Here is a 25,688-nt window from a genome sequence, read left to right as displayed (position 1 = left end):
TTGGTATAGGGCGCCAGTTCACCCTATGCGGACTTTGGTTACCGTCGCCACATGCGTCGCAGTGGGGTCTCGGTGGTTCTCGCGGTCGTTCTCGCGGCGGCGTTGTTCTCCTGCACGGAGCCGAGTCCCACACCACCGCCGGCGACATCCCCCGGTCCCGCTCCCGAAGTCCGTCACCTGCAGGTTGTCGCGCACCAGGACGACGACATCCTCTTCATGAACCCTGACGTCAGCACGGCCATAAAAGTTGGCCAGCCCGTCGCGACTGTGTACTTGACCGCAGGCGAGGCTAACGTTGCGGATACGTATGGTTACGCAGCGAAGCGCCAAGCGGGCACGCGCGCTGCTTACGCGCGAATGGCTCGCGTTCGTGATGACTGGCGAGCAGAACCGCTTGTTTTGGACCGCGATCACCGTGTGGAGCTTTACACCCTTAAAGAGCGCCCGAGCATTCAGCTGGTGTTCGTGAACCTCCCGGAGAACGCGGACGCGAAGGCACTAGGCGGCCCGCGCGCGCTCGTGCGCCTCTGGCAGGACCGCGCGAACTTCGTGCGCGTGCGCGCTCTCAAGCCCACGGGCGGAGTCGAAGGCGTCAACTGCTTCTACGACCGCCAGTCCGTGATCGACACGTTGGTCGGGCTCTACGCGCACTTCCGGCCCACGGTGCTCCGCTCGCAGGACACCGCGCCCGATCGCCGCTACACGGGGAACTGGGTCCCCTTCCACGACCACCCCGACCACGTGATGGCCGCGCTGTTCGCCAGGGAGGCCGCTGACCTCTACCAGCGCTCGGGCGCCAGTCCACGCTTCGTGTCGATGAACTACCGCGACTACAACGTGGACGAGGCACCGATCAACATCACGCCCGAGGAGCAGCGGGAGAAGCTGGACACCTTCGCCGCCTACGTCCCGTACGACGACCAGGTCAGCATGGGCGGCCCCTACGACGCGTGGGCCCGGCGCACGTACTACCGCTGGCCGCGCGGGGTGAACTGGGTGGCCACCGACCAGTCCGGGCGGCGGCGGGCGTTCGCCGTGCTCGCCGGGCGGCTCGTGCGGTGGACCGAGACCGACAGCGACTGGACCGGCCCGTCACCGGCCCCGGATGCCGGTGGACCGCTCGCGCCGACGATTTCCGTTGCGGGACAACGAGTTTTCGCGCGACGCCAGGACACCAACGATGTGCTCGTGCTGTCCGAGTCCGGCTGGACGAACCTCGGCAACCCCAACCGCGGCGGGGCGCGCGAGTTCGAGGGCGGCGCTCCGGTGGCGGCCGTGGCGCGGGGCGAGCTGTCGGTGTTCGTGCGCAACGGCGGCGGCGGGGTGAGCATGCTGACCGCGCCGGACGGCCGGACCTGGCCGACGCGGTGGGCCGACCTCGGCGGCTCCGACGTGCAGGACGGAATCGCGGTCGCGGCGAACGGCACCGGCTGGGATCTGTTCGCGCCGACCCGGCAAAGCGTGCTGCGCTGGTCCCGGCGGGACGGCGAAGCACCGCGACGCGACACCGCCTTCCGCGCTCCGGCTCCGAGCGGGCCGCTGTCGGCGACCGCGACCGACGGCGATCAGACCGCGCTGGCCTACCGGGTGACGGACTCGGCGGCCGTCGCGGTGGTCCGGACGGGCAGCGCGCCGGTCCTGCTGCCCGCGCCCGGCGGCCTCGGCGCCCCCGGCCTGGCGTGGGCGGGGGGCCGGCTGTCGGTGTTCGTCCGCGACCGCGCGGCCGGGGTCTCGGTCTCGACCGGCGGCGCGTGGACGCCGTTGCCGGGCCAGGTGGCGGAGACCCCAGCGATCTCGTTGCGCGACAACAGGATCACGCTGTTCGCACTCGGGCTGGACGGGCGTCTGCAGACCAGCGCGCAGGACGCGCCCGGTGGCGCGTTCCGGCGCTGGGGCGCGCTAGGAAGCTAGGCGCTGCACGATCTTCTCGGCGAGGACGTCGACGATCGTGCACGGATCGACCTCCGGAAACCGTTCGTTCACCAGGGAAACGCCGCCGACCTGGCCGTAGTCCAGGGTGAACCGGGTGACGCACTGCCCGCCGGGGTACACGCTCCGCACCCCGCGCCGGTTGCCGTAGACCACCGGCTTGTCCTCGGGACCTTTCGGGTCGACCCGGATCTTGGTGATCGAGCCCCAGATGACCAGGGCCATGAACGGCTTCTCGCCCATGTTGTCGAAGGCGCACCCGTCGGCGTACACCTCGTCCGGCGCCTGGGGGTTCGGCGGCCGGTGCCGGGGCACGACGTTCTCCACCGTGCGCACCTCGAGCGGGAAGTCCGCCCAGGTCACGATCTTGCAGGGGTCGTAGGGAGCGGCGCCCGGCACCCGCCCGGGAGTGGTGGTCGGCGTCGGACCGGCCAGCGCCTCACCGCGCACCGGCTGGGCGCAGCCAGCGGCAACGGTCGCGATGACGAGCAGGGCAGCGATCAGGGGTGTACGCCTCACCCCCAGAGTGTCCATCACCCCCGACGGGCGAGGTCAAGCAACCGTCCCAGCTCGTCATCGGTCAGCGCGGCCTTCGCCCGGCCCCACTTCGACGCGGCCTCGCCCCAGTAGTCGAAGTCGCTGCCGGGCTTGGCCAGCAGCCCGTGGTGGATGCAGAACCACAGCGTCCAGGTGAAGTTCGACATGATCGAGAACAGCCGCACCCGCGCCAGCGCCGCGGCGTCGAAGGCGTCACCGAAGTACTCGCGGGCCAGCAGCTCGGTCAGCTCCGGCGTCAGCTGCGACTCGGCCGCGATGTTGCCCAGCTCGAAGCCGGGGTCGTTCATCCCGCTCAGCTGGTAGTCCACGATGCGCACGCGATCGCCGGTCTCGATGAAGTTCTCGGCCAGCAGATCGTTGTGGCACGGCGCTTTCTGCAGCGGTGCGGCGGTGAGCGCCGCCCGCACGTCCCCGACCAGCGGCAGGTGCTCCCGGTAGTCCTCCGGCATCGTCAGCCCGTGCCGTTCGCACAGCTCGAGCAGCTCGGCGAGCTTGTCGAAGATGTCCATGTCGTTGACGAACGGCCGCGTCCTCGTGTGCAGCACACGCACGGCGGCGGCGATCTTCCGGATGCGCACGGGCTCGCGGACGTCCGCGGCGCACAACGTGGTGCCCGGCAGGTACTCCAGGATGAGCGTCGGTGGTTCGTCGAGCACGTGCAGCACAGCCGCGCCGACCCCGGACTCCGCGGCGCGCACGGTGTTGGCGATCTCCTGGTCCAGCGGAACGCCGAGCCCGGCCGTGGACACCGCGGGGTCGAGCACGCGCACGATGAAGTCCGCACCGTCCACCCGCACCAGGCCGACCTGATGGCTGAGCCCTCCGACCAGGGGCAACCGCTGCACGGGTTTCCCGGCCCACCCGGGTATCAGCGTGAGCACGTCGGAGATGTCCATCGCGGGAGTGTCTTGCGGGTGATCTTCTGGCGTCAAGGCGTTCCGCCGGGGGCGCCCGCCCGGTACGAATGGGTCGTGGCCACGGACCGAACGCTCCCCGCCCGCGCCCGCGTCGTCGTGATCGGCGGTGGCGTCGGCGGCACGAGCATCGCCTACCACCTCGCCGAACTGGGCGAACGCGATGTCGTGCTGCTCGACCGCGCCGAGCTGACCAGCGGCTCCACCTTCCACTCCGCCGGGCTGGTCGGCCAGCTGCGCGCGGATCCCACGCTGACCAGGATGAACACCTATTCGGCTGAGCTGTACGCGAAGCTGGAGGCGAGCGAGCACCCGGTGGGCTGGGTGCCCTGCGGCGGCATCCGGCTGGCCTGCACCCCGGAGCGGCTGCAGGAGACCCGCCGCCAGATCGGCTGGGCGCGCACCTTCGACCTGCCGCTGCGGGAGATCTCCGCGGCCGAGGCCAAGGAGCTGTTCCCGCTGATGAGCACCGACGGCGTGCTCGGCGGCTCGTACCTGCCGACCGACGGCTACGTGGACCCCTCGCAGCTGACGTACTCGCTGGCGGCGGGCGCACGCGCCGGGGGCGTGCGGATCTTCACCAGGACCCGGGTGCTCGGCATCGACGTGCGGGACGGGCGGGTGCACCGGGTGCGCACCGACTCCGGCGAGATCGAGGCGGAGATCGTGGTGAACTGCGGTGGCATGTTCGCCGCGGAGATCGGGCGGATGGCCGGGGTCCGGGTGCCGATCGTGCCGATGTCGCACCAGTACCTGGTCACCGACCCGGTACGGCCGCGCGACGGCACGCACCTGCCGACGCTGCGCGATCCGGACAACCTCGTCTACTGGCGCGAGGAGGTCGACGGGCTGCTGATGGGCGGCTACGAGCGCGATTCCCGGCCGTGGGCGCAGAGCGGCGCCGCGTTCGAGGCGGTCCCGGCCGACTTCAACGGCAAGCTGCTTGCCGAGGACTGGGACCGGTTCACCGAGATCGGGGCGAACGCCGAGGCCAGGGTGCCGGTCATGGGCACCATCGGCGTCCGTCGCATGATCAACGGGCCGGAGGCGTTCACCCCGGACAACGAGTTCTGCCTGGGCGAGACCGAGGTCGGCGGGTTCTTCGTGGCCGCGGGCTTCTGCGCGCACGGCATCGCGGGCGCAGGCGGGGTCGGCAAGGTGATGGCGGAGTGGATCGTCAGCGGCGACCCCGGCCCGGACGTCTCGCACATGGACATCCGCCGCTTCGGCAGGCACTACGGCTCGCCGAGCTACACCCGCAAGCGCGTCGTGGAGAACTACGAGACCTACTACGACATCCCCTATCCGCACCGCGAGCGCTCGGCGGGGCGGCCGCTGCGCGTGTCCCCCGCGTACTCCTGGCACGTCGAGCACGGCGCGAGCTTCGGCGAGAAGTCAGGCTGGGAAAGGGTGAACCACTACGAGTCCAATGTGGACAGTGGAGACTCTTCACTGCGCCCGCACGACTGGGCGGGCCGCAACTGGTCCCCGGCGATCGGCGCCGAGCACATCGCCACCCGCGAGCGCGCCGGGCTGTTCGACGAGTCCTCCTTCGCCAAGATCTCGGTCAGCGGGCGCGGTGCGGCGGAAATGCTGAACTGGTTGTGCGCCAACGACGTCGCCCACGAGATCGGCGCGGTGACCTACACCCAGGCGCTGAACACGCGCGGCGGCATCGAGTGCGACTTCACGGTGACCCGCCTCGCCGAGGACGAGTTCATGATCGTCACCGGCACGGCGTTCGGTTCGCACGACATGGGTTGGCTGCGCAGGCACGCGGGCCCCGACGTCCGGATCGCCGACGTCACCGGGCAGTTCGCGTGCTTCGCGCTGTGGGGGCCGCGCGCCCGCGACATCCTCGCCCCGCTCACCCCCGCCGACCTGGGCAACGCGGCGTTCCCCTACCTGACGGCGCAGGAGACCACGGTCGGCGACGTGCCGGTGCGCGCGCTGCGGGTGACCTTCGTCGGCGAACTGGGCTGGGAGCTGTACTGCTCGGCCGAGTACGGCGCCGCGCTGTGGCGCACGCTGTGGGCGGCGGGAGCCGAGCACGGCCTGGTCGCGGGCGGGTACCGGGCGATCGACAGCCTGCGGCTGGAGAAGGGCTACCGGCTCTGGGGCTCCGACCTCTCCCCCGAGGTCACCCCGTACGAGGCCGGGCTGGGGTTCTGCGTGAAGCTCGACAAGCCCTTCCTGGGCCGCGACGCCTTGATCGCCGCCAGGGAGCGCGGGCTGACCAGGAAGCTGGCCTGCCTGGTGCTCGACGACCCGCGCCAGGCGGTGCTCGGCAGCGAGCCGGTGCGGATCGACGACACGGTGTTGACGAGGGTCACATCCGGTGGCTACGGCTACACCGTCGGCGCGTCGATCGCCTACGCGTACCTGCCGGTCGAGCTGGCCAAACCGGGTACTCGCGCCGAGGTCGAACTGTTCGGCACCTGGGTACCGGCCGTCGTCTCGAAGCAGCCGCTGTTCGATCCCCGGGGAGAACGCGTTCGACAGTGAGCGACGAGTCGGTACCTTCGGGACTCGTGAGTACCCCCAATCGAGCGACCACCGCCCACACCCTCTGTCCCGGCTGCCTGGGCATGCGGGAACGCAGCATCGGTCGCTGCGGCATCACCGAGGGTCGCCCGATCACACTGGACGAGGTGCGCCCCTGCCGCTCGTGCCAGGGCCGCGGGCGCTTCCCCGGGCTGGTCGCGCCGGTCTAGCCGGGGTTGCGCGTCGCGGGCAGGCGCTGCCAGGTGAGGTCGTCGGTGGGGGTGTAGACCCGGATGCGGAGATCGCCCGCGCCTTCGACGACCAGTTCGTGGTTGACGAAGCTGAGCGATCCGGCCGCGCTGTGGCGCAACCGCAGGCAGGTCGGGGTGGGGGCGAGGACGTCGTGCCGGGCCCACAGCTCCCGGAACTCCTCGCTCAGCTCGGAGAGCCTGCGGATGTCCTCCGCCCACTCCGGATCGTCGACGTGCTGTGCGTACTCCGCGCGCAGCCGCCCGACGAAGTACGGCACCACCTGGTCGTAGTTCTCCAGCATGTCGCGGGCGAGCGGCTCGGTGACGCAGCACCACAGCAGGTTCTTGTGCACGCACGGCAGGCTGTGCCAGCCGAAGAACATCTCCTCGTGCGCGGCGTTGGACGCCAGGATGTCGAACCGCGCGTTGAGCAGGACCGCGGGCAGCGGGTCCAGCGAGCGCAGCACCACGTGCACCGACTCCGGGACCTCAGTGACCGGGGTGGCGAACCGGGCCGGGGTCGCCTCGGCGAGGTCGTAGAGGTGCCTGCGCGCGGGCGCGTCGAGCAGCAGCGTGCGGGCGATGGCATCGAGCACCTGGTAGCTGGCGTTGATCGGGCGCCCCTGCTCCAGCCACGTGTACCAGGTGAGACCCACCCCGGCGAGCAGCGCGACCTCCTCGCGGCGCAGTCCCGCGGTCCGGCGCCGCCCGCCCGGTTCCAGGCCGACATCGGCGGGGTCGATCCGCGCGCGGCGCGCCTTCAGGAACTCGGCGAGCGCCGTGCGGCGGCGGGTGGTGCGGCTCTCCACGGTGGTCACCGCCGGAGTGTGCCACCGGGGACCGACATCTCAAGGGTGGTAGTGGCACTACCAGCATCGACGGGCTCTCGGTAGCGCGCGGGTCCGGCACGCACGGTGGTCGTCATGACCACTGCGGTTCCCACAGAGCGGCGAAGCTGGCTGCTGCTCGGCACCCTGTTGCTCGGCCAGTTCATGGCGCTGCTCGACGTCACCATCGTCAACGTCGCCCTGCCCAGCATGCGCGCCGACCTGGGCGCCTCCGGCAGCGAGCTCCAGCTCGTGGTCGCGGGCTACACGGTGAGCTACGCGACGCTGTTGATCACCGGGGCGCGGCTCGGCGCCCTGTACGGCACGCGCAGGCTGTTCCGGACCGGCGTGCTGGTCTTCACCGCCACCTCGCTGCTGTGCGGGCTCGCCCCCACGGCGACGGCGCTGGTGGTCGCGCGGTTCGTCCAGGGCGCGGGCGCGGCGCTGATGATGCCGCAGATCATGAGCGTCATCCAGCTGCGGTTCACCGGGGCGGCGCGGGCGAAGGCGCTGTCGGCGTACTCCGCGGTGCTGGCCACGGGCGGGGTGGCCGGCCTGCTGCTCGGCGGCGTGCTGGTCGAGGCCGACCTGGCCGGCCTGGGCTGGCGCCCGGTGTTCCTGATCAACGTGCCGATCGGCATCGCGGTGTACGCGCTGGTCGGCAGGGTCGCCCCGACGGACCGCCCGAGCGGGGAGCGCAGGCTCGACCTGGCCGGGCTCGCCCTCTCGCTGCCCGGGGTGCTGCTCGTGGTGACGCCGCTGGTGCTGGGGCACGAACAGGGCTGGCCCGGGTGGACGTTCCCGGTGATGGCGGTGGGCGCGCTGCTGCTGGTGATCTTCGTGAGGGTCCAGCGCCGTGTCCACGACCCGCTGCTGAACCTCGACGTGCTGCGCGTCCCCGGAGTGCGCTCCGGCCTGGTGACCTTGGCGCTGACCATGATCGCCTACGGCGGGTTCCTGTTCAGCACGGCGCTGCACCTCCAGAACGGGCTCGGCGACACCCCGTTGCAGGCCGCGCTGACCTTCACCGCCTTCGGCCTCACCTTCGGCCTCGGCAGTTTCCACTGGCAGCGGCTGCCGAAGCGGACGCACCGCTGGCTGACCCCGGTCGGCATGGTGATCAGCGCGCTCGCCTGCGCCGTCGTCGCGCTGGGCTTCGCCTCCGGTGGCCACGGCGGAATCCCGGTGATCGTCGCGCTGGCCGTCTGGGGCGGGGCGGTCGGTGCCGCGTTCAGCCCGATGCTGGGCAACTCCCTGCGCAACGTGCCCCCTGCCGAAGCCGCGGGCGCCAGCGGACTGCTGACCACGACGGTGCAGCTCGGCCAGGTCGTCGGCGTCGCGACGTTCGGCACCGTGTTCCTCGGCTTGGCGCCCGGCGCGCACGCCATCTCGATCACCCTCGCCCTGCTCGCCGGGGTCATGGCGCTGGGCGCGGTGAGCGCCGCCGCTCTTGCGAGGGCCTAGGGCTTGTCCTGCGAGCTGAGCTCGGGGTTCAGTCTTCCTGGTCGATCAGCGCGCTCGGGAAGAACTCGTGCGGGGAGGCCGGGTAGAGCGACCAGAGCAGGTCCGAGCGCACTTCCCCGGTCAGCGTCGCGACGAGGAACTCGGCGCACCCCATCTCGAAGTGCTCCCACTCCGCACCGCGCGCTTCGTTGACCAGTGTCGTCCACTCGTGCGGATCATCGCCTGGCCGCGCCAGCCAGTAGAGGTACTCCCCGTTGTCGGTCGAGCCCCAGGCGATCGCGCGAACCCCGGGCGCGTCGAGCAACGCCGGTTTGGCCTCACCCCGGTTCCAGAGGTACTCGAGCGCCTCCTCCCGCTCCTCCGCCGTCTCGGCGAGGTCGTAGGGGCTGCGGGAAGCGGGTTCCAGCAACCAGAGGTAGTCGTCGAACTGACCGCCTCCGTACCGCTCGATCAGCTGGACGTAGTCGGCGGGCCGAGCCGTCCGCAGGCGTCGGACGGTCTCTTCCCAGTCCACCGCCGTTGCGGCCGGTGCGGGTGGCGCGATGATCTCTGCCAGGCGGTCGACCGGGTTCTCCACCGCCCAACCCTGAGGGGAAACCCGACCGCTAGTCGGCGGGGACGTGCTCGGCGATGTGCTTGGCGATCTCCAGCGCGCTGGTCGCCGCCGGGGAGGGCGCGTTGAGCACGTGCACCTGGTGCCGGGCCGTCTCGATCAGGAAGTCGTCGACCAGGCTGCCGTCCGGGTTGAGGGCCTGGGCGCGAACGCCGGACTCCGCGGGCACGAGGTCGTCCGCGGTGATCGCCGGGACCAGCCGGGCGAGGCTCGCCGCGAACCGTTTGCGGGAGACCGAGCGGGCCATCTCGTCGATGCCGGTGCGCACGTGCTTGCGGGCCATCCGCCAGAAGCCCGGGAAGGCGAGCGTGCCTGCCAGGTCGCGCGGGGTGACGTCGCGGCGGCGGTACCCCTCGCGGCGCATCGCCAGCACCGCGTTGGGGCCCGCGTGCACCGTGCCGTCGAGCATGCGCGTCAGGTGCACGCCGAGGAACGGGAAGCGGGGGTCCGGGACCGGGTAGATCAGCCCCCGCACCAGATCGCGGCGCTCGGCGCGGAGTTCGTAGTACTCGCCGCGGAAGGGCACGATCCGTGCGGTGGGGCGCAAACCGGCCATCTTCGCCACCCGGTCGCTGTGCAATCCCGCGCAGTTGACCAGGAAATCGGCCTTGATGTCGCCGTCCGTCGTCGCGAGCACCACTCCGTCCACAGTGGACGTGATGCCGCGGACCGTCGTCCCAGTGCGGAGATCGGCCTCCCGGGTGCGGATCCGGTCGACGAGCGCCCTGCACACCTCGCGGTAGTCGATCACGCCGGTGCTCTTGACGTGCAACGCCGCCACGCAGAAGGCTTCCGGCTCGATCTCCATCGCGTCCGCGGCGTCGAGGAAGTCGGCGGGAACGCCGTTGGCGGTCGCGCGCTCCTCCAGCACCCGAAGGTGGGGCAGCTCCGCGGGCGTCGTCGCCACGACGAGCTTGCCGCAGATCTTGACCTCGACTCCGTTGCGGCGGGCGAACTCGACCATGGAGGCGTTGCCGGCGACGCACATCTTCGCCTTGTGACTGCCCGGCTTGTAGTAGAGCCCGGCGTGGATCACGCCGCTGTTGTGCCCGGTCTGGTGGGTGGCCCAGTCGGATTCCTTCTCCAGCACCGTGACCTGGTGCCCGCCCACCGTCGCCAGCTCGTGCGCCACCGCCAGACCGAGGATGCCGCCCCCGACTATCGCGACGTGCATGCGCGTCAGACTCTGGTTGTCGCGGACAGCCGCGCGGTCTTGCGGTGCCTGCGGCGCACGCTGAGCAGGCCGACGCCCATGTACCAGACGTCGGCGAGCTTGATCCGGGTCCCGTGCTCGCCGTGCGAGGCGCGCAGGCGCACCGGCACCTCGACCGTCCGCACGCCCTGCCGCTCGGCGACGTAGATCAGTTCGGTGGTGAGCAGGAAGCCCTTCTCCTCCAACCGGGGCGCGATCTCGCGCACCCAGTCGCCGTTGAGCACGAAGGTGCCCTGCGGGTCGCGCGTGCGCATGTTCAGCACGAGGGTGCGCAGCACGAGGAAACCGTTGGTGGCCACCCAGCGGACGAGGCCGCGGCCGACCTGGGACTGCGGGTGCGCCTTGGAACCGACCACCACGGGGAAGCGGTTCAGGTCGACCTTCAGGCCCGCCTCGTACTCGTCGAAGCCGAAGGGCAGGTCGTCCGCGGTGGTCACGACGACCTCGCCGCGCGAGGCGAGCAGACCGTGCTTCAGCGCGTTGCCGAGGCCCTTCTCACTGCTGAGCGAGCGGAACTCGACACCGGGCACCGACCAGTTCGCGGCGATGCGCGCGAGGACCTCGGGCGTCTCGTCGGTGGAACCGTTCTCCACCACCAGGATCTCCGCGTTGCCACCGCTGAATCTCTCCCCCAGCTCGCGTACGGTGGCCTCGATGATGCCCGCGCAGTTGTGCGCAGGCACCACGTAGCTGAGCGAGATGGTGGTCCCTGAAGTCGGCACTGGAGCTCCCTGGCACGATATGGCCGCCGGTGGACGTGAAGTCCGGCTACGGCGGCCCAGACCTTACACGCAGCCTCGGCGGGCCCTTCCGCAGCTGACCGCGACGGGCGCCGGCCCCGATCGAGCAGCCGGTTGCGCGCCGCGCAGCCCCAGGAAGGACCCCCGTGACGGCGACGGAGACCCGCAGTGACGCGGACACCCCTCCCCCCGCTCAGGAGCACCGCCAGCACCCGCCCGAGCGGCTCAGCGGCCTGCGCACCCCCTTGATCGTTGCCGCCGTCGTCGGCCTGCTCGCGCTGTTCCCGCTGATCAAGAACCCGATCTTCTACTTCTGGGACGACTCGGCCGCGGCCTTCCTGCCGTACTGGCACGAGATCGGCCACCAGCTGCTGTCCGGGAACTGGCCCGTGCTGCGCCCGGACATGTGGATGGGCGGCAACCTCGCGGGCGAGGCGCAGATCAGCCTGTGGAACCCGGTCTCGCTGCTGAACTACGCGCTGGTGGCGCTGCTGCCGGACCTCGCGCTCGCGGCGACCGTCGTCAAGGTCGAGTTCCTGATCGTGCTGGCGCTGGGCGTGTACTTCCTGGCCCGCGAGTACGGCGCGAAGGAGTTCGCCGCCGCGATCGTCGCGATCTCGTTGCCCGTTTCGGGTTACACGCTCTACGTCGACGCTTCGGCGTGGATCGCGGGGTTGATCGGATTCGCCTACCTGACGCACTTCTGGTGGTCGCTGCGCCGGTTCTCCCGCGGCCTGCTGAACCCGATCGTGCCGTTCCTGTTCGGCGCGCTCGCGATGACCACCGGCAACCCCTACGGCGCGCTCGGCGTGATCGTGGTGCTGCTGGTGATCGGCGTGGAACGCCTGCTGATCAAGGACATCAAGCGGTTCTGGCAGATCGTGCTGGTCGGCGGCTCGGTCGGGCTGACCGGTCTGGTGGCGTTCCTGCCGCTGCTCACCGGTGCCGCGGTGACCTGGCGCAAGCCCGCCGGGGTGTTCAACAACGGCTTCATGGTGCCGGGGATCGGCGATCTGGCGACGATGTCCTCGCCGACCTACCTGCCGCGCATCGAGATGTTCGACCCCACGTTCACCACGTTCCCGATGACCTACCTGGCGTGGTTCATCCTGCCGCTCGCGCCGTGGTTGTCCTTCCGCGCGATGCGGGCCGGGCTGCGCGCGCGCTTCGGTCTCTTCCTGTTCGGCACGATCTACCTGTTGATGGCGATCGCGCCATCGGACCTGTGGCTGTTCCGCTGGCCCGCGCGGCTGACCCAGTACGTGTTCCTGCCGGTGCTGGTGCTGGTGGCGATCGCGTTGTCGGTGGGCCTGCGCACGAGCCAGTGGCGGCGCAGGGCGCTCGGCTCGGCCGCGATCATCTTCGTCGGCACCTACCAGGCGTGGGCGACCACGCCGCAGAACATCGAGTGGCACGCCGCCGCCTTCGTCCTGGTGTCCGCGGGCACCGCGGCGGCCGTGTGGGTGGTGCTCAAGCACCGCGCGAAGCTGCTGCCCCCGGTGCTGGTGACCGGTACCGCGCTGGTGCTGCTGATGCAGGTGCTGGTGATGCCGCACAACGGCAACATCACGCCGTGGTTCTTCCCGACCGACGTGGCCGAGCTGAAGGAGCGCTTCGCCGACCGCTACACCGGGAACACCCTGCAGATCGCGGAGATCGGCCCGGCGATCGGGCGGCACGGCTACAGCCCGGACGGCGCGTGGCGGGACCTGTTGTTCGGCAACATGTACCACGTGGCCGGGGTGAAGGCGCAGAACAGCTACACCGGCATCGGCTTCACCACCTTCGCCGAGGAACTGGAGATGGAGTACCACGGCGGCACGCAACCCGAGGCCTACCAACGGTTGTGGCAGAAGCAGCAGGCCAACGGCGGCAAGACCCTCGCCGACCTGATGCGACTGGAGACCGTGGTCGTGCTCAACGACTACGTTCCGGACTTCGACCCGGCGAAGCCGCCCGCGGGCTGGTCGGTCAGGCAGACCACGCACATCGTGAACGTGTTGCACCGCAACGGAAAGATCGATTGGCCCGACGGTCGGCTGTCCTACGCGGCGCCGGGCGTGCGGATCAGCGAGGACCGCTCGACCGGGTTCACCGGCGAGTCGGTGCGCTACACCGGCGCAGGCAAGGTCACCTTCGCGATGCTGGCCTGGCCGGGCTGGAAGGCCACTGTGGACGGCAAGCCGGTCGAGGTGAAGCAGGGACCGGCCGGGCTGCTGCAGCTCGAGCTCCCGCAGGCGGCCAACGGCACGCTGGTGCTGAGCTACTTCCCGCCGGGCTGGGGCCTGGGTATCCCGCTGCTGGGCGTCGGCCTGTTGGTCGGCGTCGGGTTCAGCGTGCTGACCGCGGTCCGCGCGCGACGGGAGCGGGCGAGCGCCTGATCGCCGCCCGGCCCGGCCTGTCAGCCGACGGGCTGGGCCAGGTGGCGCGCGACGAGTTCGTCCAGGCCGAGCTGGTGCCGTCGCACCAGTTCGGCCGTGTCACCGGCCAGCCGCAGCTCGCCCCGGTCCAGCAGCACGAGGTGGTCGCACAGCTGCTCCAGCTCGGTGACCTCCCGCGCGGAGACCACGACGGTGCACCCGGTCTCGGCCTGCGCGGCCAGCAGCGCGGACACGGTTTCCTTGCGCGCCAACGGATCCAGCCGCGTCACCGGCGCGTCCAGGATCAGCAGCTCCGGCGTGGTGGCCAGGGCGACGGTCAGCGCGATCTGGGCCCGCTGACCGCAGGAGAGCTCACCGACCTTGCTGTCGAGCGAGATCCCGCGCTCGCGCAGCCGGTCCTCGGCGATCCGCTGCGTCCACCGCGCGTTGAACAGCCGCGCCGCGGTGAGCAGGTCGGTCACCTTGAAGTTGCGGCAGAGCGCGTCCTCCTCGGCGATGTGCGCGACCCGCTCCAGCACGCTGGTGGGCCCGACCCGCTCGCCGAGCACCTCCAGCTCGCCCTCGGAGGGGTGCAGCAGGCCGACCATCATGTTCATCAGGGTCGACTTGCCCGCGCCCGCGGGTCCGACGACGCCGACCACCCGGCCCGCGGGAATCCGCAGGGTGCAGTCGCGCAGCGCCCACTTGGCGCCGTACTGCCTGCCGAGGTTGGTGGTGGCGATCGCTGTCTCGGTCATCGCGGGATGCCTTCCGCACCGGAGTTCACTACCACGTGCGATCAGACAGAGTAGAACTGCACCCATTCGGCGTATAGACCGGGGTCAGATTCTCGAATATCAGCCCCGTCCGGGGCGTGCTCCGGGCACCCACGGGAACAGGCTCCGGGTGTACTTCGTGATGCGGTCGGAGCCCTCCTTCCACGTCGTGCCCTTGGGAAAGGTGGAGAACACCACGACGACGCTCCGGTCGCCCTCGCCGACGGTCCCGGTGGTGTGCAGCAGCGGACTGCTGAGGTCGACCACGTCCTCCTTGGCCGCGGGCACCGGCGGACCCGCCGCCATCCGCGCGGATCCGAGCGAGCAGTCCTGCCCGGCGGGCGGGGTCGCGCCCCACGCGGACCACCCCTGCTTCGCGCTCCACGGTTTGCCGAAGGCGCGCGGAATTCCGAAGGACTGGTCCCAGGCGTCCTCTCCGCACTTCTCCCACATGTGGATGTTGGTCATGATGAAGTCGCGGTACTTCGCCGGGGCTTCGTCGAGAATGTGGTTGTAGACGCGCACGACATCGTTCGGCGTGATCGACGTGTAGCCCCACATTCCGGGCTTCTCCGGTGGCGAGGTCCCCGTGAGCCCGATGCGTTCCACCATGCGCCTGAGGATGTCGGCATATCCGCCACGCACCCAGAAGACACTGGCCGCGTAATCCCAGCTGCCGCGCAGCATGGCGCGCAGGTAGAGGATGTCGCTGCGCGCCGCGTCGGTCTTCGCCTTCTCCAGTACCAGCTCGGGATCATGCTGGTACAGGTGGTCGAGTGCGATCAGCAATTTGACGACAGAAGCGGAGCGGAACGGTTTGTCCGCATCCCGTTCCACCGTGAACCGATCCCGCTGGCGGTCGTAGACGGCGACCGCGGCGGTCATGTCCGAGGGCGCGAGCGGCTCGGCGACGGCCGCGGGCGAGAAACCGGCGACAAGGGAGAGGGCGAAAAGAACCACAATGGAGCGGCGCACGCGCGGAATATAAAGCACAGATCCGACTTCCGAAGAACGCGAGGAAACTTCGTTTCGGTGGAAGTCGAAGCGAAAACTCGTGGCAACCGAATGACCGCCTCGGTGGTGTAAGGGTGCATGCTCGTCTCGACGGCACTGCGGACGCGGGCCGCGGCACTCTCCGCCGGCCGGTGGCCACGAGTGACGGCGCACGCCACCTGGGTGCTGCTGCTCAGCGGCTGGGCGGTGGCGCGGATCGGCCGGTTCGGCTTCCACCCCACCGACCAGGGCTTCACCCTCGCCCTGAGCTGGCGGCTGCTGCACGGCGAGGTCCCGCACCGCGACGTCGTCTCGGCCCGCCCGCTGGGCTCCGCTCTGCTCCACACCCTGGACTTCCTGGTGCCCGGCCCGCTGTTCCTGGTCTCCACGCTGATCGCGATGATCGAGCTGGCGGTGGCGACGATCGCGCTGGCAGTCCTGGTCACCGGCCGCCCCGTGCGGACGTGGGGACCGCTGCTCACCGGCCTGGTCGCGGCGGCCTCGCTGGTCAACCTGCACACGTTCCCGCTGATGGCGTGGCACACGATCGACGGGATCCTCCTGGTCGCCTGCGGTTGGTGGGCGCTGCGCGCGGGGCTGCGGTCAGGCGAGGCGCTGCCCAGGTACGGCGGGCTGTTCCTGCTGGGGATGGCCGCGTTCACCAAGCAGAGCTTCGTCTTCGCCGCCGCGGTCACCCTGACCTACCTGTTCACGCGGCACCGTCTGTCCATTTTGGATCTCCTGTGGACGGCTGCGTTCCCGTTGGCCTACGGCGGTTTCGTCGCGCTCTCCGGCGGTCTGCGGCCGATGGTCGAACAGCTCGGTGGCGCGCACGGCGCCTGGCCGCAGCGCGCCTTCACGGTCTGGGAGGCACGCGAGGCGATGACGACGATGCTCTGGGCCGCAGGCTGCATCGTCGCCATGTTCCTGTTGCGGCGCAAAGAGTCGGCGGTGATCCCTGCGGTGTTCACGGCGGTGGTCGCGGTGCTCGTGGTGGTGCAGAGCGACATGCTGCGCGCCGGCGACTGGGGCGTGGTCCTGCTGTGGGTGCTGATCTTCACCACGGCGGCCCGCTGGGCACTCGACGCGCGAGCACCCCAGGGCGCGCTCGCCGTGGTGGCACTGGCGGTGATGTCCGCCCTGTCCTGGGGATACGACTCGCCGACCCTGCTCGGCGGAACGCTCGCGCTGAGCGTGCTGTGCCTGCTGGCGCCCCAGCTGCCCACGTGCTCACCCGGCCCGGCCTGCGGCGTCGCGGTGGCCGTCGTGGTCCTGCTCGGCACGTCCAGGCTGCTCGTCGACGCCCATGACGCCTCGCCGTACCGGGACCGTCCGCAGTGGGAGCTGTCCGCGAGCCTCGGCCGGATCGCCCCGGCGTTGAACGGGCTGCGGACGAACCCGTCGACATACCGCTACATCGCGAAGATCGAGGCGTGCGTGCGCGCCCATCCCGCGAGCCGGTCGCGGTGCTGCCGGACAACGCCTTCGTCTACCCGGCGCTGGGCCTGCGCAACCTGTTCCCACTGGACTGGCCGCTGCCGCAGTGGGCTCAACGGGCGGCGCATCACGTGCGGATCGTTCTCCGGGGCGTGGCTCAGCCCCGGGTCGCGCAGTAACCGTCGGCGGTGATCGGCTTGGCGAGCTGGGTCACATTTCCGGTGGGGCCGTAGGATTCAACGAACTTGTGGTTTCCGAGGCCCTTGTAGAACTTCAGCTCGGACTTCCCGGCCACCCACACGGCCAGCACCTTGGCGGTGTTGCCGAATTCGTCCACCTCGCACACCTTGGGCTTCTTGGCGTCGGCGACCGCGCACTTCCAGCCGCTCATCCGCCTGCCGCCCTCGGTCCACTCCATCCGGAACGCGGCCTGCGGAGCCTGCACCAGCTCGGCGAACTGCCTGCAGGCCTCGGGCACACCGGCGGGCGCGGCGGTCGCGGTGCCGACGAAGCCTACGGACAGCGAAGCGGCGGCGAGCACGGGGACGAGAATTGAACGAAGCACGCTTTCCTCACAGAGAACGAGTTCCAATGGGGACAGCGACGACACTACTCAGCCAGAAAGTGCTGGCAATTCTCAAGAAAACGTCAATAGATCCGTTCGATTGACGCGATCTTGAGGAATGGCGAATTCGAGGATTACTCGTAAAACAAACGCGGCGGTGAGAAGAAGTCTCACCGCCGCGTTCGCGTGCTTCGTGCTAGACGGCCGCGACCGCCGTCGCCGAGACGGTCGCCTCGTGCACGGCGCGGTGCGCGGGCAGGATCGCCTTGCGCTCCGCGTCGACCCCGGCGCCGGTGTCGAGCAGGTTGAGGAAGTGGTCCAGCTGCGCGGCCAGCGGCTCCGCGCTGTGCTGGATGGAGGGGATCTCGATGACGGTCTGCTGGCGGTAGCCGACGCCGTCGGAGGCGGGCGAGTCGGCGACGTGCCGGTAGATGGTGATCCCCTTGCGCAGCAGGTCGATCTCGATCAGCCGGTGCAGCTCCATCACCGAGATCTCGCGGATCTTGCGCTGGCTGATCCGGCTGGCCGAGATGGTGGCCAGCGCGCCGTTGGCGAAGGACATGGTGGCGTCGGCGCTGTCCTCGGACCGGTTGGTCTTCGACTGGCTGTGGAAGTAGCCGAAGGAGCCCTTGACCGAGTCCGGCTCCTGGCCGGTGAAGCCGATCGCCAGGTCCACGTCGTGGATCAGCAGGTCGGTGGCGACACCGGTCTTGATCCGGGAGACGAACGGCGAGTGCCGGGTCGCGTTGACCTGCACGACGTCACCGATGAACTGCTTCGCGGTGAGCACCGCCGGGTTGAACCGCTCCAGGAACCCGCACAGCAGCGGCAGGCCGCGCTGCTCGGACTCCGCGACCAGTTCGGCCGACTGCTCGTAGGAGGCCGCGAGCGGCTTCTCCACCAGCAGCGGCTTTCCCAGCTCCAGCACGCGCTTGGCCAGCGCGTAGTGCGCCTCGGTGGCCGCCGCGATCACCACCGCGTCCACATTGGACAGTCCGTCGAAGTCCGGGGCCCATGCCGCGCCGTACTTGTCGGCGAGCAGCCTGCCGGACTCCTGGCGCGGCTCGATCAGCTGGACGAAGTCGGCGCGGGCGGACTGGGCGAGCACACGGGCGTGCAGCGAGCCCATCTGGCCCCCGCCGATGAGGGCGATCCTGGGGTTGCTCATGCGCCGAGCACCTCCCGCACGGTGCCGACGACCTTGTCGATGTCGGACTCGGAGAGCTTGGGGTGCACCGGCAGCGACAGCGCCTGCTGCGCGACCCGCGCGGTGACCGGCACGTCGGAGGCGATCACGCCGGGGTGGTCCCGGTAGCAGTCGTAGTCGAAGACGACCTTCGGGTAGTAGATGCCGTTGCCGACACCCTTCTCGGTCAGCTTCGCCGACAGCTCGTCCCGGTCGACGGCCGCGTCCGGGCCGACCAGCACGGTGTACTGGTGCCAGACGTGGGTGCGGTCGGCGAGCACCTGCGGCAGCCGCAGGCCGGGCACGTCGGCGAGGCCCTTGGACAGCGCATCGGCGTTGCGCTGGCGCTGCTCGGTCACCGCGGCCAGCTTCTCCAGCTGCGGGATGCCCACGGCGGCGTGCAGGTCGGTCAGCCGGTAGTTGTGCCCGGCGACCTCGTACTGGTAGCGGGCCCGCATGCCCTGGTTGCGCAGCACGCGCAGCCGGTCGGCCAGCTCGTCGTCGTTCGTGGTGATCACACCGCCCTCGGCGGTGGTGATGTTCTTGGTGGCGTAGAGCGAGAAGCAGCCGAGACCGTAGCTGCCCGCCTTGTTCCCGGCGAAGCTGGCGCCCACCGCCTGCGCGGCGTCCTCGACCAGGGCGAGGCCGTTGCGCTCGGCCAGCGGCGCGATCCGGCTCATGTCGGCCATCTGCCCGTAGAGGTGCACCGGCATCAGGACCTTGGTCCTCGGCCCGATCGCGGCGGCGATCGCGTCCGGGTCGACGCAGAAGTCGTCCTCGGAGATGTCTGCGAAGCGCGCGGTCGCGCCCGCCTCCAGGATCGCGTTCAGCGTGGCGACGAAGGTGAAGGGCGAGGTGACGACCTCGTCGCCCGGCTTCAGGTCCAGGACCTGGATCGAGGCGACCAACGCTGTTGTGCCGCTGTTCACGGCGATCGCGTGGCGCACGCCAGCGACCTCGGCAAAAGCATCCTCGAACCGCTTGACCATCGGGCCCTGGGCGATGACGCCCGAACGCAGGACCTCCATGACCAGCGGTTCCGCGTCGGCGACGTCGACGACGGTGATGGGGATCATTCACTCGTCTTTCGGCTCGGCAGGACCAACATGGCAGTCGGCCACGTTACCGATGTATCGCCGGTCACCCCGGCGGTGGGCCGCTCCGGCGTCACGTCCGCGCGCGCCCGGCGTCGGAGCGGGTATGGGATACGACACGCTGCCGGGAAGCGAACGTTGCGGGCCCCTCGAGCGAATACACAGGTGATGGAGCCTTCACCTTCGCCCAGGAAGGGCACGGCGACGCGCCTGTGGCAGCAGGAGCGGACACCGCAGCTGAACGCGGTGCTCACGGATGTGGTGAGCACCGCGACCCGGGTGTGGGCACTGGGCTTCCTGGTCACCAGGACCGGTCACATGACCAAGGCGCTCTACCGCGAGGGCGCCGTCTGGCGCGAGGCCCCGATCCCGGACATCGGCCGGGTCACCGCGCTGACCGCGCCCGGCGACGAGATCTGGGCGGCGGGGGACAACGGCCGGATGCTGCACCACTTCGGCACCGGGTGGCGCCGGGTGGACACCCCGTTCCCGGACGACTCGCACGGCTCCTACCTGGGCATGGCGGAGTTCGGCCCGGACGACGTGTGGGCGGTCGGCGACGTCTGCCGCCGCGCGGACAGCCACCGGCGCGGCCTGGTCCAGCGCTGGGACGGCCGGGAGTGGACCGAGCTGCCGCTGCCGGACATCGGCGAGCACTGGGGCCTGTCCGGGATCACCGGTACGTCCGCCACCAACGTCTGGGCGGTGGGCTGGGCGTTCGAGAGCGGCCTGGAGACGGCCGTGGTCCTGCACTACGACGGTGACTACTGGCAGCGCTTCGCCACGCCGACCGAACCGGGCCTGGAGCACAGCCTGCAGGACGTCTCGATCGTCCCGGACAGCGGTGACGTGGTCGCGGTCGGCTACCGCACCACCGAGGCCGGGGTGCGCTCGCCGCTGACGATGACGTGGACCGGCTCCGGCTGGCGGCTCACCCGGGCACCGGAGGACGACGGCCAGCTCAACGCGGTCGACGGACGCGTTGCGGTCGGCTACTCCGAGGGCGACGACGCCTACGCCGCACACCTGGGCACGCGGGCGTGGCACCGGCTGCGCACGCCCCGCCCGCTCGGTCCGCGGGGCAGGCTCACGCTCAACGGCGTGCTGAGCATGCCGGACGGCGGCGCCATCGCGGTCGGGGTCGAACGGCTGCCCCTGCCGTCGACGGAGACGCTGCGGCCGTTGGTGCTGCACTGCTCTCCGACCGCACTGCGGGAGCTGGGCTTCGGCGGTTCATGGCCCTGGTCCGAGGGCCGCCGCAGCGTGACCGGGGAGTAGCACACAACCTTCACCCATGTGTCCTAATCCCCGCTTTTCCCGCCGAACGGAGCAGGACCGGCTGCGTTTCGCCGGAGGACGGCCGGTAGCCTCGACGGGCCGGACTGGCACGCACACGCACGGGACGAGCGAAAACTGTGACTGACCTCAGCCCCAAGCTCGACGAAGGCGGACGCCTGGTGGCGGTCGCCCGGTGAGCAGCCCGCTGGTCGCCGACGGCGCACGGCTGATCGACGCGCCGACCGGCACGGAACTGGGCGGGGCGGAGTTGCAGGCCCGGGTCACCGTGGTCGCCGGGGAACTGACCGCGCTGCCGGCCGGGGCGATCCTGGCGCTGACCGCCGTCGATCTGCCGAGCACCCTGCGCTACCTGGGCGCCTTCCAGGCACAACGCGCCGTCGCGGTGCTCGCTCCCGACCTCGACCCCGAACCGCTGAACGATCTCGTCGAACGTTTTCAGCCTGCCGCGGTGCTCGGCGTCGAACCGGGCGTGCCCGTGCCTGGTGGCTACGCGTCCGCCGACCTGACCGGGCCGGCGTGGGTGCGCGCCGACGGGGACGGCGTCGAACCGCACCCCGATCTCGCCGTGCTGTTGCCCACGAGTGGTTCCACCGGCAACCCCAAGCTCGTCCGGCTCTCCCGGACCGCGGTGCTGTCCAACGCCAGGGCCATCGCGCAGGCGCTGCGGCTGGACTCCCGCGAAATCGCGCCGACCAGCCTGCCGCTGCACTACGCGTACGGCCTGTCCGTGCTCAACAGCCACCTCGTCGTCGGCGCGGCCGTGCTGATCGAGCCGAACGGGGTGACCGCACCGTCGTTCTGGCGCGCAGTCGACGAGCACCGCGCGACCTCCCTCGCGGGCGTGCCCTACCACTACGAACTGCTGCACCAGGCCGATTTCGACCCGGCCGCGCATCCCGCGCTGCGCACGCTGACCCAGGCGGGCGGGCGGTTGCGGACCGACCGGCTCACCCACTTCGCCAGGCGGATCGAGGCTGTCGGCGGCCGGATGTACGTGATGTACGGGCAGACCGAGGCCACGACGCGGATGGCCGTGCTGCCCGCGGAACGGCTGGCGGCGAAGATCGGTTCGGTCGGCCAGGCGCTGCCGGGCGCGGAGTTCGGCATCCGGCCGTTGCCCGGCGAGCCCCCGCAGGCCCAGGGCGAGGTGGTCTACCGCGGCCCGAACGTGATGATGGGCTACGCGGAGAACGCCGCCGAGCTGGCCGGGCCGGACGAGCTGCGCGGCGAGCTGGCCACCGGCGACCTCGGCTACCTCGACGACGAGGGCTTCCTGTTCATCACCGGGCGGCTCAGCCGCATCGGCAAGGTCTTCGGCAACCGGGTCAACCTCGACGACCTGGAGCACCTGCTGCGCGGCCACGGCCTGGCCGCCGCGGTGCCCGGCGACGAGGACCGGGTGGTGATCTGGCTGGAGGACGCGGACGCCGAGTCCTGCACGGCGGCCGCGAAGGAGCTGGCGGAACGCCTGCACCTGCACGTGTCGGGCTTCCGGGTGCGCCCGGTGGAGCGGCTGCCGCTGCTGCCCAGCGGCAAGATCGACTACCGCGCGCTGGAGGGCCGATGACCTGCCGGCCGCATTCCCCCAACGAGGTGAATCCCGCCGCTTCCGCGCACACCGGGCAACCGGGCTCGCGGACCGGCGTCCTTCATATGGTGAGCACTGTGCCCGGGCCTGCCCCGAGGCGTGCTGCCCTCTCCCCAGCAGTCGCCGGGCATCCCACCAGGGTTGACGGGTAGCCGCCGCATGCTGTTCCGAACGAAGAGAGCCAACGGGAGCAACGGAGGTCCCATGACCGTGCAGGACGAGGCCGCGCCGGCCGCATCGGCAGCGCCCGCCCCGCAGCCGGCCCCGCGCTCGGGCAGAGCCGCGCTGATGACCTGGCTGCGCAGGGCCCTGCTGGTCCTGGTGCTCGCCGCCGCGGGCTGGGCGCTGTACTCGCACTGGGGCGGGGTGTCCAAGACGCTGGTCACGGTGCCGTGGCACTCCACCGTGCTCAGCCAGCTCGCCGTCGTGCTCGGTATCACCGCGGGCACGCTCGGCTGGCAGACCATCGTCGACGGCCTCGGCAAGCCGATCGGCGCCTTCCGCGGCGCGCAGATCATGCTGGTCGGCTCGCTCGGCAAGTACGTCCCCGGTTCGGTGTGGGCCTACCTGCTGCAGATGGAACTGGGCCGCCAGGCCGGTCTGCCCAGGGCCAGGGTGTTCACCGCGACGCTGATCAACCTCGGCGTCGGCGTCGTGGCCTCGCTGCTGCTCGGCGTGCTGGCGCTGCCCGTGATGATGAGCTCGACGCCCGGCCTGATGTGGCTCTACCTGCTGCTGCCGATCGGCCTGATCGCGCTGCACCCGAAGGTGCTGACCTGGGGCGCTTCCCTCGTGCTCAAGGTGCTGAAGAAGGCTCCGCTCGACCACGTCCTGCCGTGGAGCACCGTCGGCCGCTCGCTGGGCTACGCGCTGCTGTCCTACGTGCTCTTCGGCGTGCACCTGTGGCTGCTGTCGATCAGCTCCGGGCCGGTCAGCGTGCGCGTGCTGCTGCTGTGCGCGGGCGCCGTGGCGATCGGCATGACCGTCGGCCTGATCGCGTTCATCCTGCCGTCCGGCGCCGGTGTCCGTGAGCTGGTCCTCGTCTCCGCGCTGAGCACCACGATGCCCGTGGAGCAGGCGCTCGCCTTCACCCTCGTGTCCAGGCTGATGTTCACCGTCGCCGACATCGCGATGGCGGGCGGCGCGGCCGGTCTGGCCAGGTGGCAGCTGTCCAAGAACAAGCCGGTGGATGCCTGAACCACCGCTCCACCGAAGGGTGCGGGGCCCGCGAAGTCACCTTTGCGGGCCCCGCACCCTTGTTACCGTCGATCCATGACGGACATCGGGGGGATATCCGGCGATCCGCGGTGGCGTACCGAATGGACCTCACTACCCACGCGCGAGGAAGCGTCGCGACCGGGAACGCTGCGCATCGACCGGGACAAGATCCCACAGGCCATCGCGCTGTTCAGCAAGATCAAACAGCGCATGGACCAGCTGTACACGGAAGCAGCGCAGGCTTTGTGGGTCGCACCGATGGCCGAAGACAGGGTCAGCGTCTACATCGCGGACGTGCTCACCGCAAAAGGCTTGTCAGACCCGGAATGCGCTCTCAACGCGATCTTGGCGTTCAGCAGACAGCTCCAAGACATGGTCGACCGGCTTGAGGAGACACACCGACTCATGTCCACCACTGAAGACAGCAACCGGCGAGGACTCCAAGGGGGCCGCAATGGCTGACTGTCGCCGACTCACTCGGTTCAGCGTCCTCTTGCTCGCACTTCCCCTCACCGGTTGCGTCAACGTCGTCGGCGGGGACACACCCCCAGTGCCCACCACTGCCTTGGTTGAGCGACCGCGCGTCCTCGACATGAACGGTGTCGACCCATGCGCCCTACTCACCCAGGAACAGCAACGCGGCTTCGACATCGACCTGCCACCGACTCCTGGTGACAGCGCGGTCCTCCAAGCCAAGTCGTGTTACTTCGCCAACCAAAAGGGGTTCGAGAGCATCAGCCTCGTCCCGATCCCGCACACGGGCGTCGACCGGTTCACCGACGGCAAGGTCAACGCTGACGTTCGAGACCTCATCGTCAACGGGTTCCCGGCCAAGGAGAACGTCATCAGGGTCAATCTCCCCAACCACCCGCCGTCGTGTGATGTCGTCGTCGATGTCGCGCCAGGTCAGGTGCTGGACGTCCACTACGGGGAGACGGGGCGGAACGGCCCACCGGTACGGGATCGGGAGTACGTCTGCAAGCGCGCGAAGGAGGCGGCGGAAGCGGCGATCAGCACGCTCATGAAGGCGAAGTGACGAGCCCGAGGGGACGAGATGGGCGACGTTTCAGGCATCAACTGGTTGGCGATCCCACACGAGCAGCTCTACAAGGAGATCAGGAGCGGGCGAGGGGTCGCGACGGCGCGTTCCGCGGAGGCCTTCTACCGGAAGCTCCGCAAGGAGTACGAGGACGCCAGGTTTGACCTGGCTGAGGGGTTGAAGGCACTCGGTGCGGCGTGGGACGGGCTCGCCGCTGACAGCGCGAAGGCCAACATCGGGCGGTACGGGCCGTGGGCGGAGCTGGCCGGGTCGAGCGCGTCGAGCGGGATGACCGCAACGGTCGCGCAGTCCGATTACTACACGCGGGCGAGGGACACGATGCCAGAGCCGAGGCGCGTGACGGCGATGCCGGACAACGGCGTCATCCAGGGGCTCGCGAACTTCTTCGGTATCACCACGGATCGACAACTGCAGGAGAAGGCCGCGCATGAAGCACATCTGCGTGCGGTCGAGGTGATGCGTTCCTATGCGCAGAACTCGAAGCAGACCGCGACCGGCTTCCCGGCCTTCGCCCCGCCGCCGCAGGTCGGGATCGACGTCCCGGGCGCTCCCGTGCCCGCCCCCCGCCCGCCGATCGGTGGTGCGCCGCCGATTCGTGGTCCGAGGGGCGGCCAGATCGGTGGCGGTGATGCGGGCAGTCAGCAACAAGGTGGCGGAGTCGCGGATCAGCAGCTGGATCCCGCGCTGAACGACGCGGGTCGGCGGGGCACCGTGGAACAGCAGGGCTTTCAGCCGACGCTGACCGATCCGGTCGTGCAGCCGATCGTGCGGGATGGCGGCGGCTACACGGGTTCTGGAGGCGGAGGCGGACTCACTGGCGGCATCGCGGGCTTCAGCGGAGGCGTAGGTGGAAGCGGGGGCGTCGGCGCTGGTGGCGGGTCCGCGCGGGGCGGCCAGCAGGGTGGCGGGGTCGGCCAAGGAGGCAGAACCGCAACGCCGTCGCCTGCCGCCGCGCAGGCCGGACGAAACGTGACGGGGAAGCCGGGGCAGTCCTTCATGCAGCCCGCTCTTGGTTCGCCGCAACGGGAAGAGGACACCGAGCACACGCGCAAGTACTCGGTGACCGATGACCTTGTCGGCGAGCTGCCGAAGGTCGCTCCCCCGGTCATCGGCGAGTAG

General features: G+C 70.3%; 23 protein-coding genes. 12 read left to right on the top strand and 11 right to left on the bottom strand.

Annotation, left to right across the window (positions count from 1 at the left end; all coding sequences use genetic code 11):
• Positions 1-51 precede the first annotated feature (51 nt).
• Entirely contained in the window at positions 52-1,911 is a 1,860-nt protein-coding gene (locus BLT28_RS29255) for a PIG-L family deacetylase (protein WP_081900098.1), read from the top strand.
• Here BLT28_RS29255 and BLT28_RS29250 read toward each other — a convergent pair.
• Together BLT28_RS29250 and BLT28_RS29245 are read right to left on the bottom strand one after the other, a co-directional pair.
• Positions 1,900-2,448 (bottom strand): DUF3558 family protein, encoded by a 549-nt coding sequence (locus BLT28_RS29250; RefSeq protein WP_162184806.1) that lies wholly within the window; start codon positions 2,446-2,448, stop codon positions 1,900-1,902. The genes BLT28_RS29255 and BLT28_RS29250 overlap by 12 nt on opposite strands.
• A gap of 14 nt (positions 2,449-2,462) precedes the next feature.
• Complete coding sequence (locus BLT28_RS29245) at positions 2,463-3,383, bottom strand: phosphotransferase (protein WP_030428055.1); 921 nt, start codon at positions 3,381-3,383, stop codon at positions 2,463-2,465.
• Between the two features lie 75 nt (positions 3,384-3,458).
• On the opposite strand from BLT28_RS29245, the gene BLT28_RS29240 reads away from it, so the two are divergent.
• Together BLT28_RS29240 and BLT28_RS42615 are read left to right on the top strand one after the other, a co-directional pair.
• Complete coding sequence (locus tag BLT28_RS29240) at positions 3,459-5,906, top strand: GcvT family protein (RefSeq protein ID WP_030428054.1); 2,448 nt, start codon at positions 3,459-3,461, stop codon at positions 5,904-5,906.
• A gap of 83 nt (positions 5,907-5,989) precedes the next feature.
• Complete coding sequence (locus tag BLT28_RS42615) at positions 5,990-6,115, top strand: hypothetical protein (RefSeq protein ID WP_269459609.1); 126 nt, start codon at positions 5,990-5,992, stop codon at positions 6,113-6,115.
• On the opposite strand, the gene BLT28_RS29235 is transcribed toward BLT28_RS42615, so the two are convergent.
• Positions 6,112-6,954 (bottom strand): helix-turn-helix transcriptional regulator, encoded by an 843-nt coding sequence (locus tag BLT28_RS29235; protein ID WP_030428053.1) that lies wholly within the window; start codon positions 6,952-6,954, stop codon positions 6,112-6,114. The genes BLT28_RS42615 and BLT28_RS29235 overlap by 4 nt on opposite strands.
• A gap of 105 nt (positions 6,955-7,059) precedes the next feature.
• Here BLT28_RS29235 and BLT28_RS29230 point away from each other — a divergent pair, with 105 nt between their 5' ends.
• On the top strand, positions 7,060-8,427 hold the full coding sequence (locus BLT28_RS29230) for an MFS transporter (protein ID WP_030428052.1): 1,368 nt from the start codon (positions 7,060-7,062) through the stop codon (positions 8,425-8,427).
• 28 nt (positions 8,428-8,455) lie between these two features.
• Here the strand turns inward: BLT28_RS29230 and BLT28_RS29225 are convergent, their stop codons facing one another.
• Genes BLT28_RS29225 through BLT28_RS29215 form a run of 3 tightly spaced genes read right to left on the bottom strand, consistent with a single transcriptional unit; the run spans position 8,456 to position 10,975 of the window.
• Entirely contained in the window at positions 8,456-9,004 is a 549-nt protein-coding gene (locus tag BLT28_RS29225) for a hypothetical protein (RefSeq protein ID WP_030428051.1), read from the bottom strand.
• A 28-nt stretch (positions 9,005-9,032) separates the two neighbouring features.
• Entirely contained in the window at positions 9,033-10,214 is a 1,182-nt protein-coding gene (lhgO, locus tag BLT28_RS29220; protein ID WP_030428050.1) for an L-2-hydroxyglutarate oxidase, read from the bottom strand.
• Positions 10,215-10,219: 5 nt separating this feature from the next.
• Positions 10,220-10,975 carry a glycosyltransferase family 2 protein gene (locus BLT28_RS29215; protein ID WP_030428049.1) on the bottom strand — a complete coding sequence of 252 codons (756 nt, stop codon included), beginning with the start codon at positions 10,973-10,975 and terminating at the stop codon, positions 10,220-10,222.
• 164 nt (positions 10,976-11,139) lie between these two features.
• Between BLT28_RS29215 and BLT28_RS29210 the strand changes: the two genes are divergently transcribed.
• A complete protein-coding gene (locus BLT28_RS29210; RefSeq protein WP_052406995.1) occupies positions 11,140-13,374 on the top strand; it encodes a glycosyltransferase family protein in 2,235 nt (744 codons plus the stop codon).
• A 20-nt stretch (positions 13,375-13,394) separates the two neighbouring features.
• Here BLT28_RS29210 and BLT28_RS29205 read toward each other — a convergent pair whose 3' ends face one another.
• Both BLT28_RS29205 and BLT28_RS29200 read right to left on the bottom strand, forming a co-directional pair.
• The gene (locus tag BLT28_RS29205) at positions 13,395-14,111 is read right to left on the bottom strand and encodes an ATP-binding cassette domain-containing protein (RefSeq protein ID WP_052406994.1); all 717 of its coding nucleotides are present in this window, start codon (positions 14,109-14,111) and stop codon (positions 13,395-13,397) included.
• Between the two features lie 99 nt (positions 14,112-14,210).
• Complete coding sequence (locus tag BLT28_RS29200; protein WP_083383792.1) at positions 14,211-15,104, bottom strand: hypothetical protein; 894 nt, start codon at positions 15,102-15,104, stop codon at positions 14,211-14,213.
• A gap of 117 nt (positions 15,105-15,221) precedes the next feature.
• On the opposite strand from BLT28_RS29200, the gene BLT28_RS29195 reads away from it, so the two are divergent.
• Positions 15,222-16,751, top strand: a complete 1,530-nt coding sequence (locus BLT28_RS29195) for a hypothetical protein (protein ID WP_052406992.1) — start codon at positions 15,222-15,224, stop codon at positions 16,749-16,751.
• Here the strand turns inward: BLT28_RS29195 and BLT28_RS29190 are convergent.
• The 3 genes from BLT28_RS29190 to BLT28_RS29180 all read right to left on the bottom strand — a co-directional run bounded on the left by BLT28_RS29190 (position 16,717) and on the right by BLT28_RS29180 (position 19,386).
• Positions 16,717-17,124, bottom strand: coding sequence for a hypothetical protein (locus BLT28_RS29190; RefSeq protein ID WP_156050632.1), 408 nt, complete (start codon positions 17,122-17,124; stop codon positions 16,717-16,719). The genes BLT28_RS29195 and BLT28_RS29190 overlap by 35 nt on opposite strands.
• A 196-nt stretch (positions 17,125-17,320) precedes the next feature.
• On the bottom strand, positions 17,321-18,292 hold the full coding sequence (locus BLT28_RS29185) for a Gfo/Idh/MocA family protein (RefSeq protein WP_030428044.1): 972 nt from the start codon (positions 18,290-18,292) through the stop codon (positions 17,321-17,323).
• The gene (locus BLT28_RS29180) at positions 18,289-19,386 is read right to left on the bottom strand and encodes a DegT/DnrJ/EryC1/StrS family aminotransferase (protein WP_030428043.1); all 1,098 of its coding nucleotides are present in this window, start codon (positions 19,384-19,386) and stop codon (positions 18,289-18,291) included. The genes BLT28_RS29185 and BLT28_RS29180 overlap by 4 nt, the downstream gene beginning before the upstream one ends.
• A 186-nt stretch (positions 19,387-19,572) precedes the next feature.
• Here BLT28_RS29180 and BLT28_RS29175 point away from each other — a divergent pair, with 186 nt between their 5' ends.
• The 6 genes from BLT28_RS29175 to BLT28_RS29150 all read left to right on the top strand — a co-directional run bounded on the left by BLT28_RS29175 (position 19,573) and on the right by BLT28_RS29150 (position 25,688).
• Positions 19,573-20,682, top strand: a complete 1,110-nt coding sequence (locus tag BLT28_RS29175; RefSeq protein WP_030428042.1) for a beta propeller repeat protein — start codon at positions 19,573-19,575, stop codon at positions 20,680-20,682.
• A 193-nt stretch (positions 20,683-20,875) separates the two neighbouring features.
• Positions 20,876-22,270 carry an AMP-binding protein gene (locus tag BLT28_RS29170; protein WP_231950474.1) on the top strand — a complete coding sequence of 465 codons (1,395 nt, stop codon included), beginning with the start codon at positions 20,876-20,878 and terminating at the stop codon, positions 22,268-22,270.
• Between the two features lie 225 nt (positions 22,271-22,495).
• A complete protein-coding gene (locus BLT28_RS29165) occupies positions 22,496-23,488 on the top strand; it encodes a lysylphosphatidylglycerol synthase domain-containing protein (RefSeq protein ID WP_030428040.1) in 993 nt (330 codons plus the stop codon).
• Positions 23,489-23,563: 75 nt separating this feature from the next.
• Positions 23,564-23,971: a PE domain-containing protein gene (locus BLT28_RS29160; protein ID WP_030428039.1), complete on the top strand. Its 408-nt coding sequence runs from the start codon at positions 23,564-23,566 to the stop codon at positions 23,969-23,971.
• Complete coding sequence (locus tag BLT28_RS29155) at positions 23,895-24,545, top strand: DUF3558 domain-containing protein (RefSeq protein ID WP_156050630.1); 651 nt, start codon at positions 23,895-23,897, stop codon at positions 24,543-24,545. Before BLT28_RS29160 ends, BLT28_RS29155 begins: the two co-directional genes overlap by 77 nt.
• 18 nt (positions 24,546-24,563) lie before the next feature.
• Positions 24,564-25,688 (top strand): PPE domain-containing protein, encoded by a 1,125-nt coding sequence (locus tag BLT28_RS29150; RefSeq protein ID WP_030428037.1) that lies wholly within the window; start codon positions 24,564-24,566, stop codon positions 25,686-25,688.

It is taken from the genome of Allokutzneria albata (assembly GCF_900103775.1).
GTDB lineage: Bacteria > Actinomycetota > Actinomycetes > Mycobacteriales > Pseudonocardiaceae > Allokutzneria > Allokutzneria albata.
The sequence above is the reverse complement of the archived record's forward strand: the minus strand, read 5'-3'. Positions and strand labels throughout refer to the sequence as shown.

Bases quoted from the DNA above. Each gene is read 5' to 3' on its own strand.
- BLT28_RS29255 (WP_081900098.1), top strand. From the start codon at position 52: ATGCGTCGCAGTGGGGTCTCGGTGGTTCTCGCGGTCGTTCTCGCGGCG.
- BLT28_RS29245 (WP_030428055.1), bottom strand. From the start codon at position 3,383: ATGGACATCTCCGACGTGCTCACGCTGATACCCGGGTGGGCCGGGAAA.
- BLT28_RS42615 (WP_269459609.1), top strand. From the start codon at position 5,990: ATGCGGGAACGCAGCATCGGTCGCTGCGGCATCACCGAGGGTCGCCCG.
- BLT28_RS29230 (WP_030428052.1), top strand. From the start codon at position 7,060: ATGACCACTGCGGTTCCCACAGAGCGGCGAAGCTGGCTGCTGCTCGGC.
- lhgO (WP_030428050.1), bottom strand. From the start codon at position 10,214: ATGCACGTCGCGATAGTCGGGGGCGGCATCCTCGGTCTGGCGGTGGCG.
- BLT28_RS29205 (WP_052406994.1), bottom strand. From the start codon at position 14,111: ATGACCGAGACAGCGATCGCCACCACCAACCTCGGCAGGCAGTACGGC.
- BLT28_RS29195 (WP_052406992.1), top strand. From the start codon at position 15,222: ATGCTCGTCTCGACGGCACTGCGGACGCGGGCCGCGGCACTCTCCGCC.
- BLT28_RS29185 (WP_030428044.1), bottom strand. From the start codon at position 18,292: ATGAGCAACCCCAGGATCGCCCTCATCGGCGGGGGCCAGATGGGCTCG.
- BLT28_RS29180 (WP_030428043.1), bottom strand. From the start codon at position 19,386: ATGATCCCCATCACCGTCGTCGACGTCGCCGACGCGGAACCGCTGGTC.
- BLT28_RS29175 (WP_030428042.1), top strand. From the start codon at position 19,573: ATGGAGCCTTCACCTTCGCCCAGGAAGGGCACGGCGACGCGCCTGTGG.
- BLT28_RS29165 (WP_030428040.1), top strand. From the start codon at position 22,496: ATGACCGTGCAGGACGAGGCCGCGCCGGCCGCATCGGCAGCGCCCGCC.
- BLT28_RS29160 (WP_030428039.1), top strand. From the start codon at position 23,564: ATGACGGACATCGGGGGGATATCCGGCGATCCGCGGTGGCGTACCGAA.
- BLT28_RS29150 (WP_030428037.1), top strand. From the start codon at position 24,564: ATGGGCGACGTTTCAGGCATCAACTGGTTGGCGATCCCACACGAGCAG.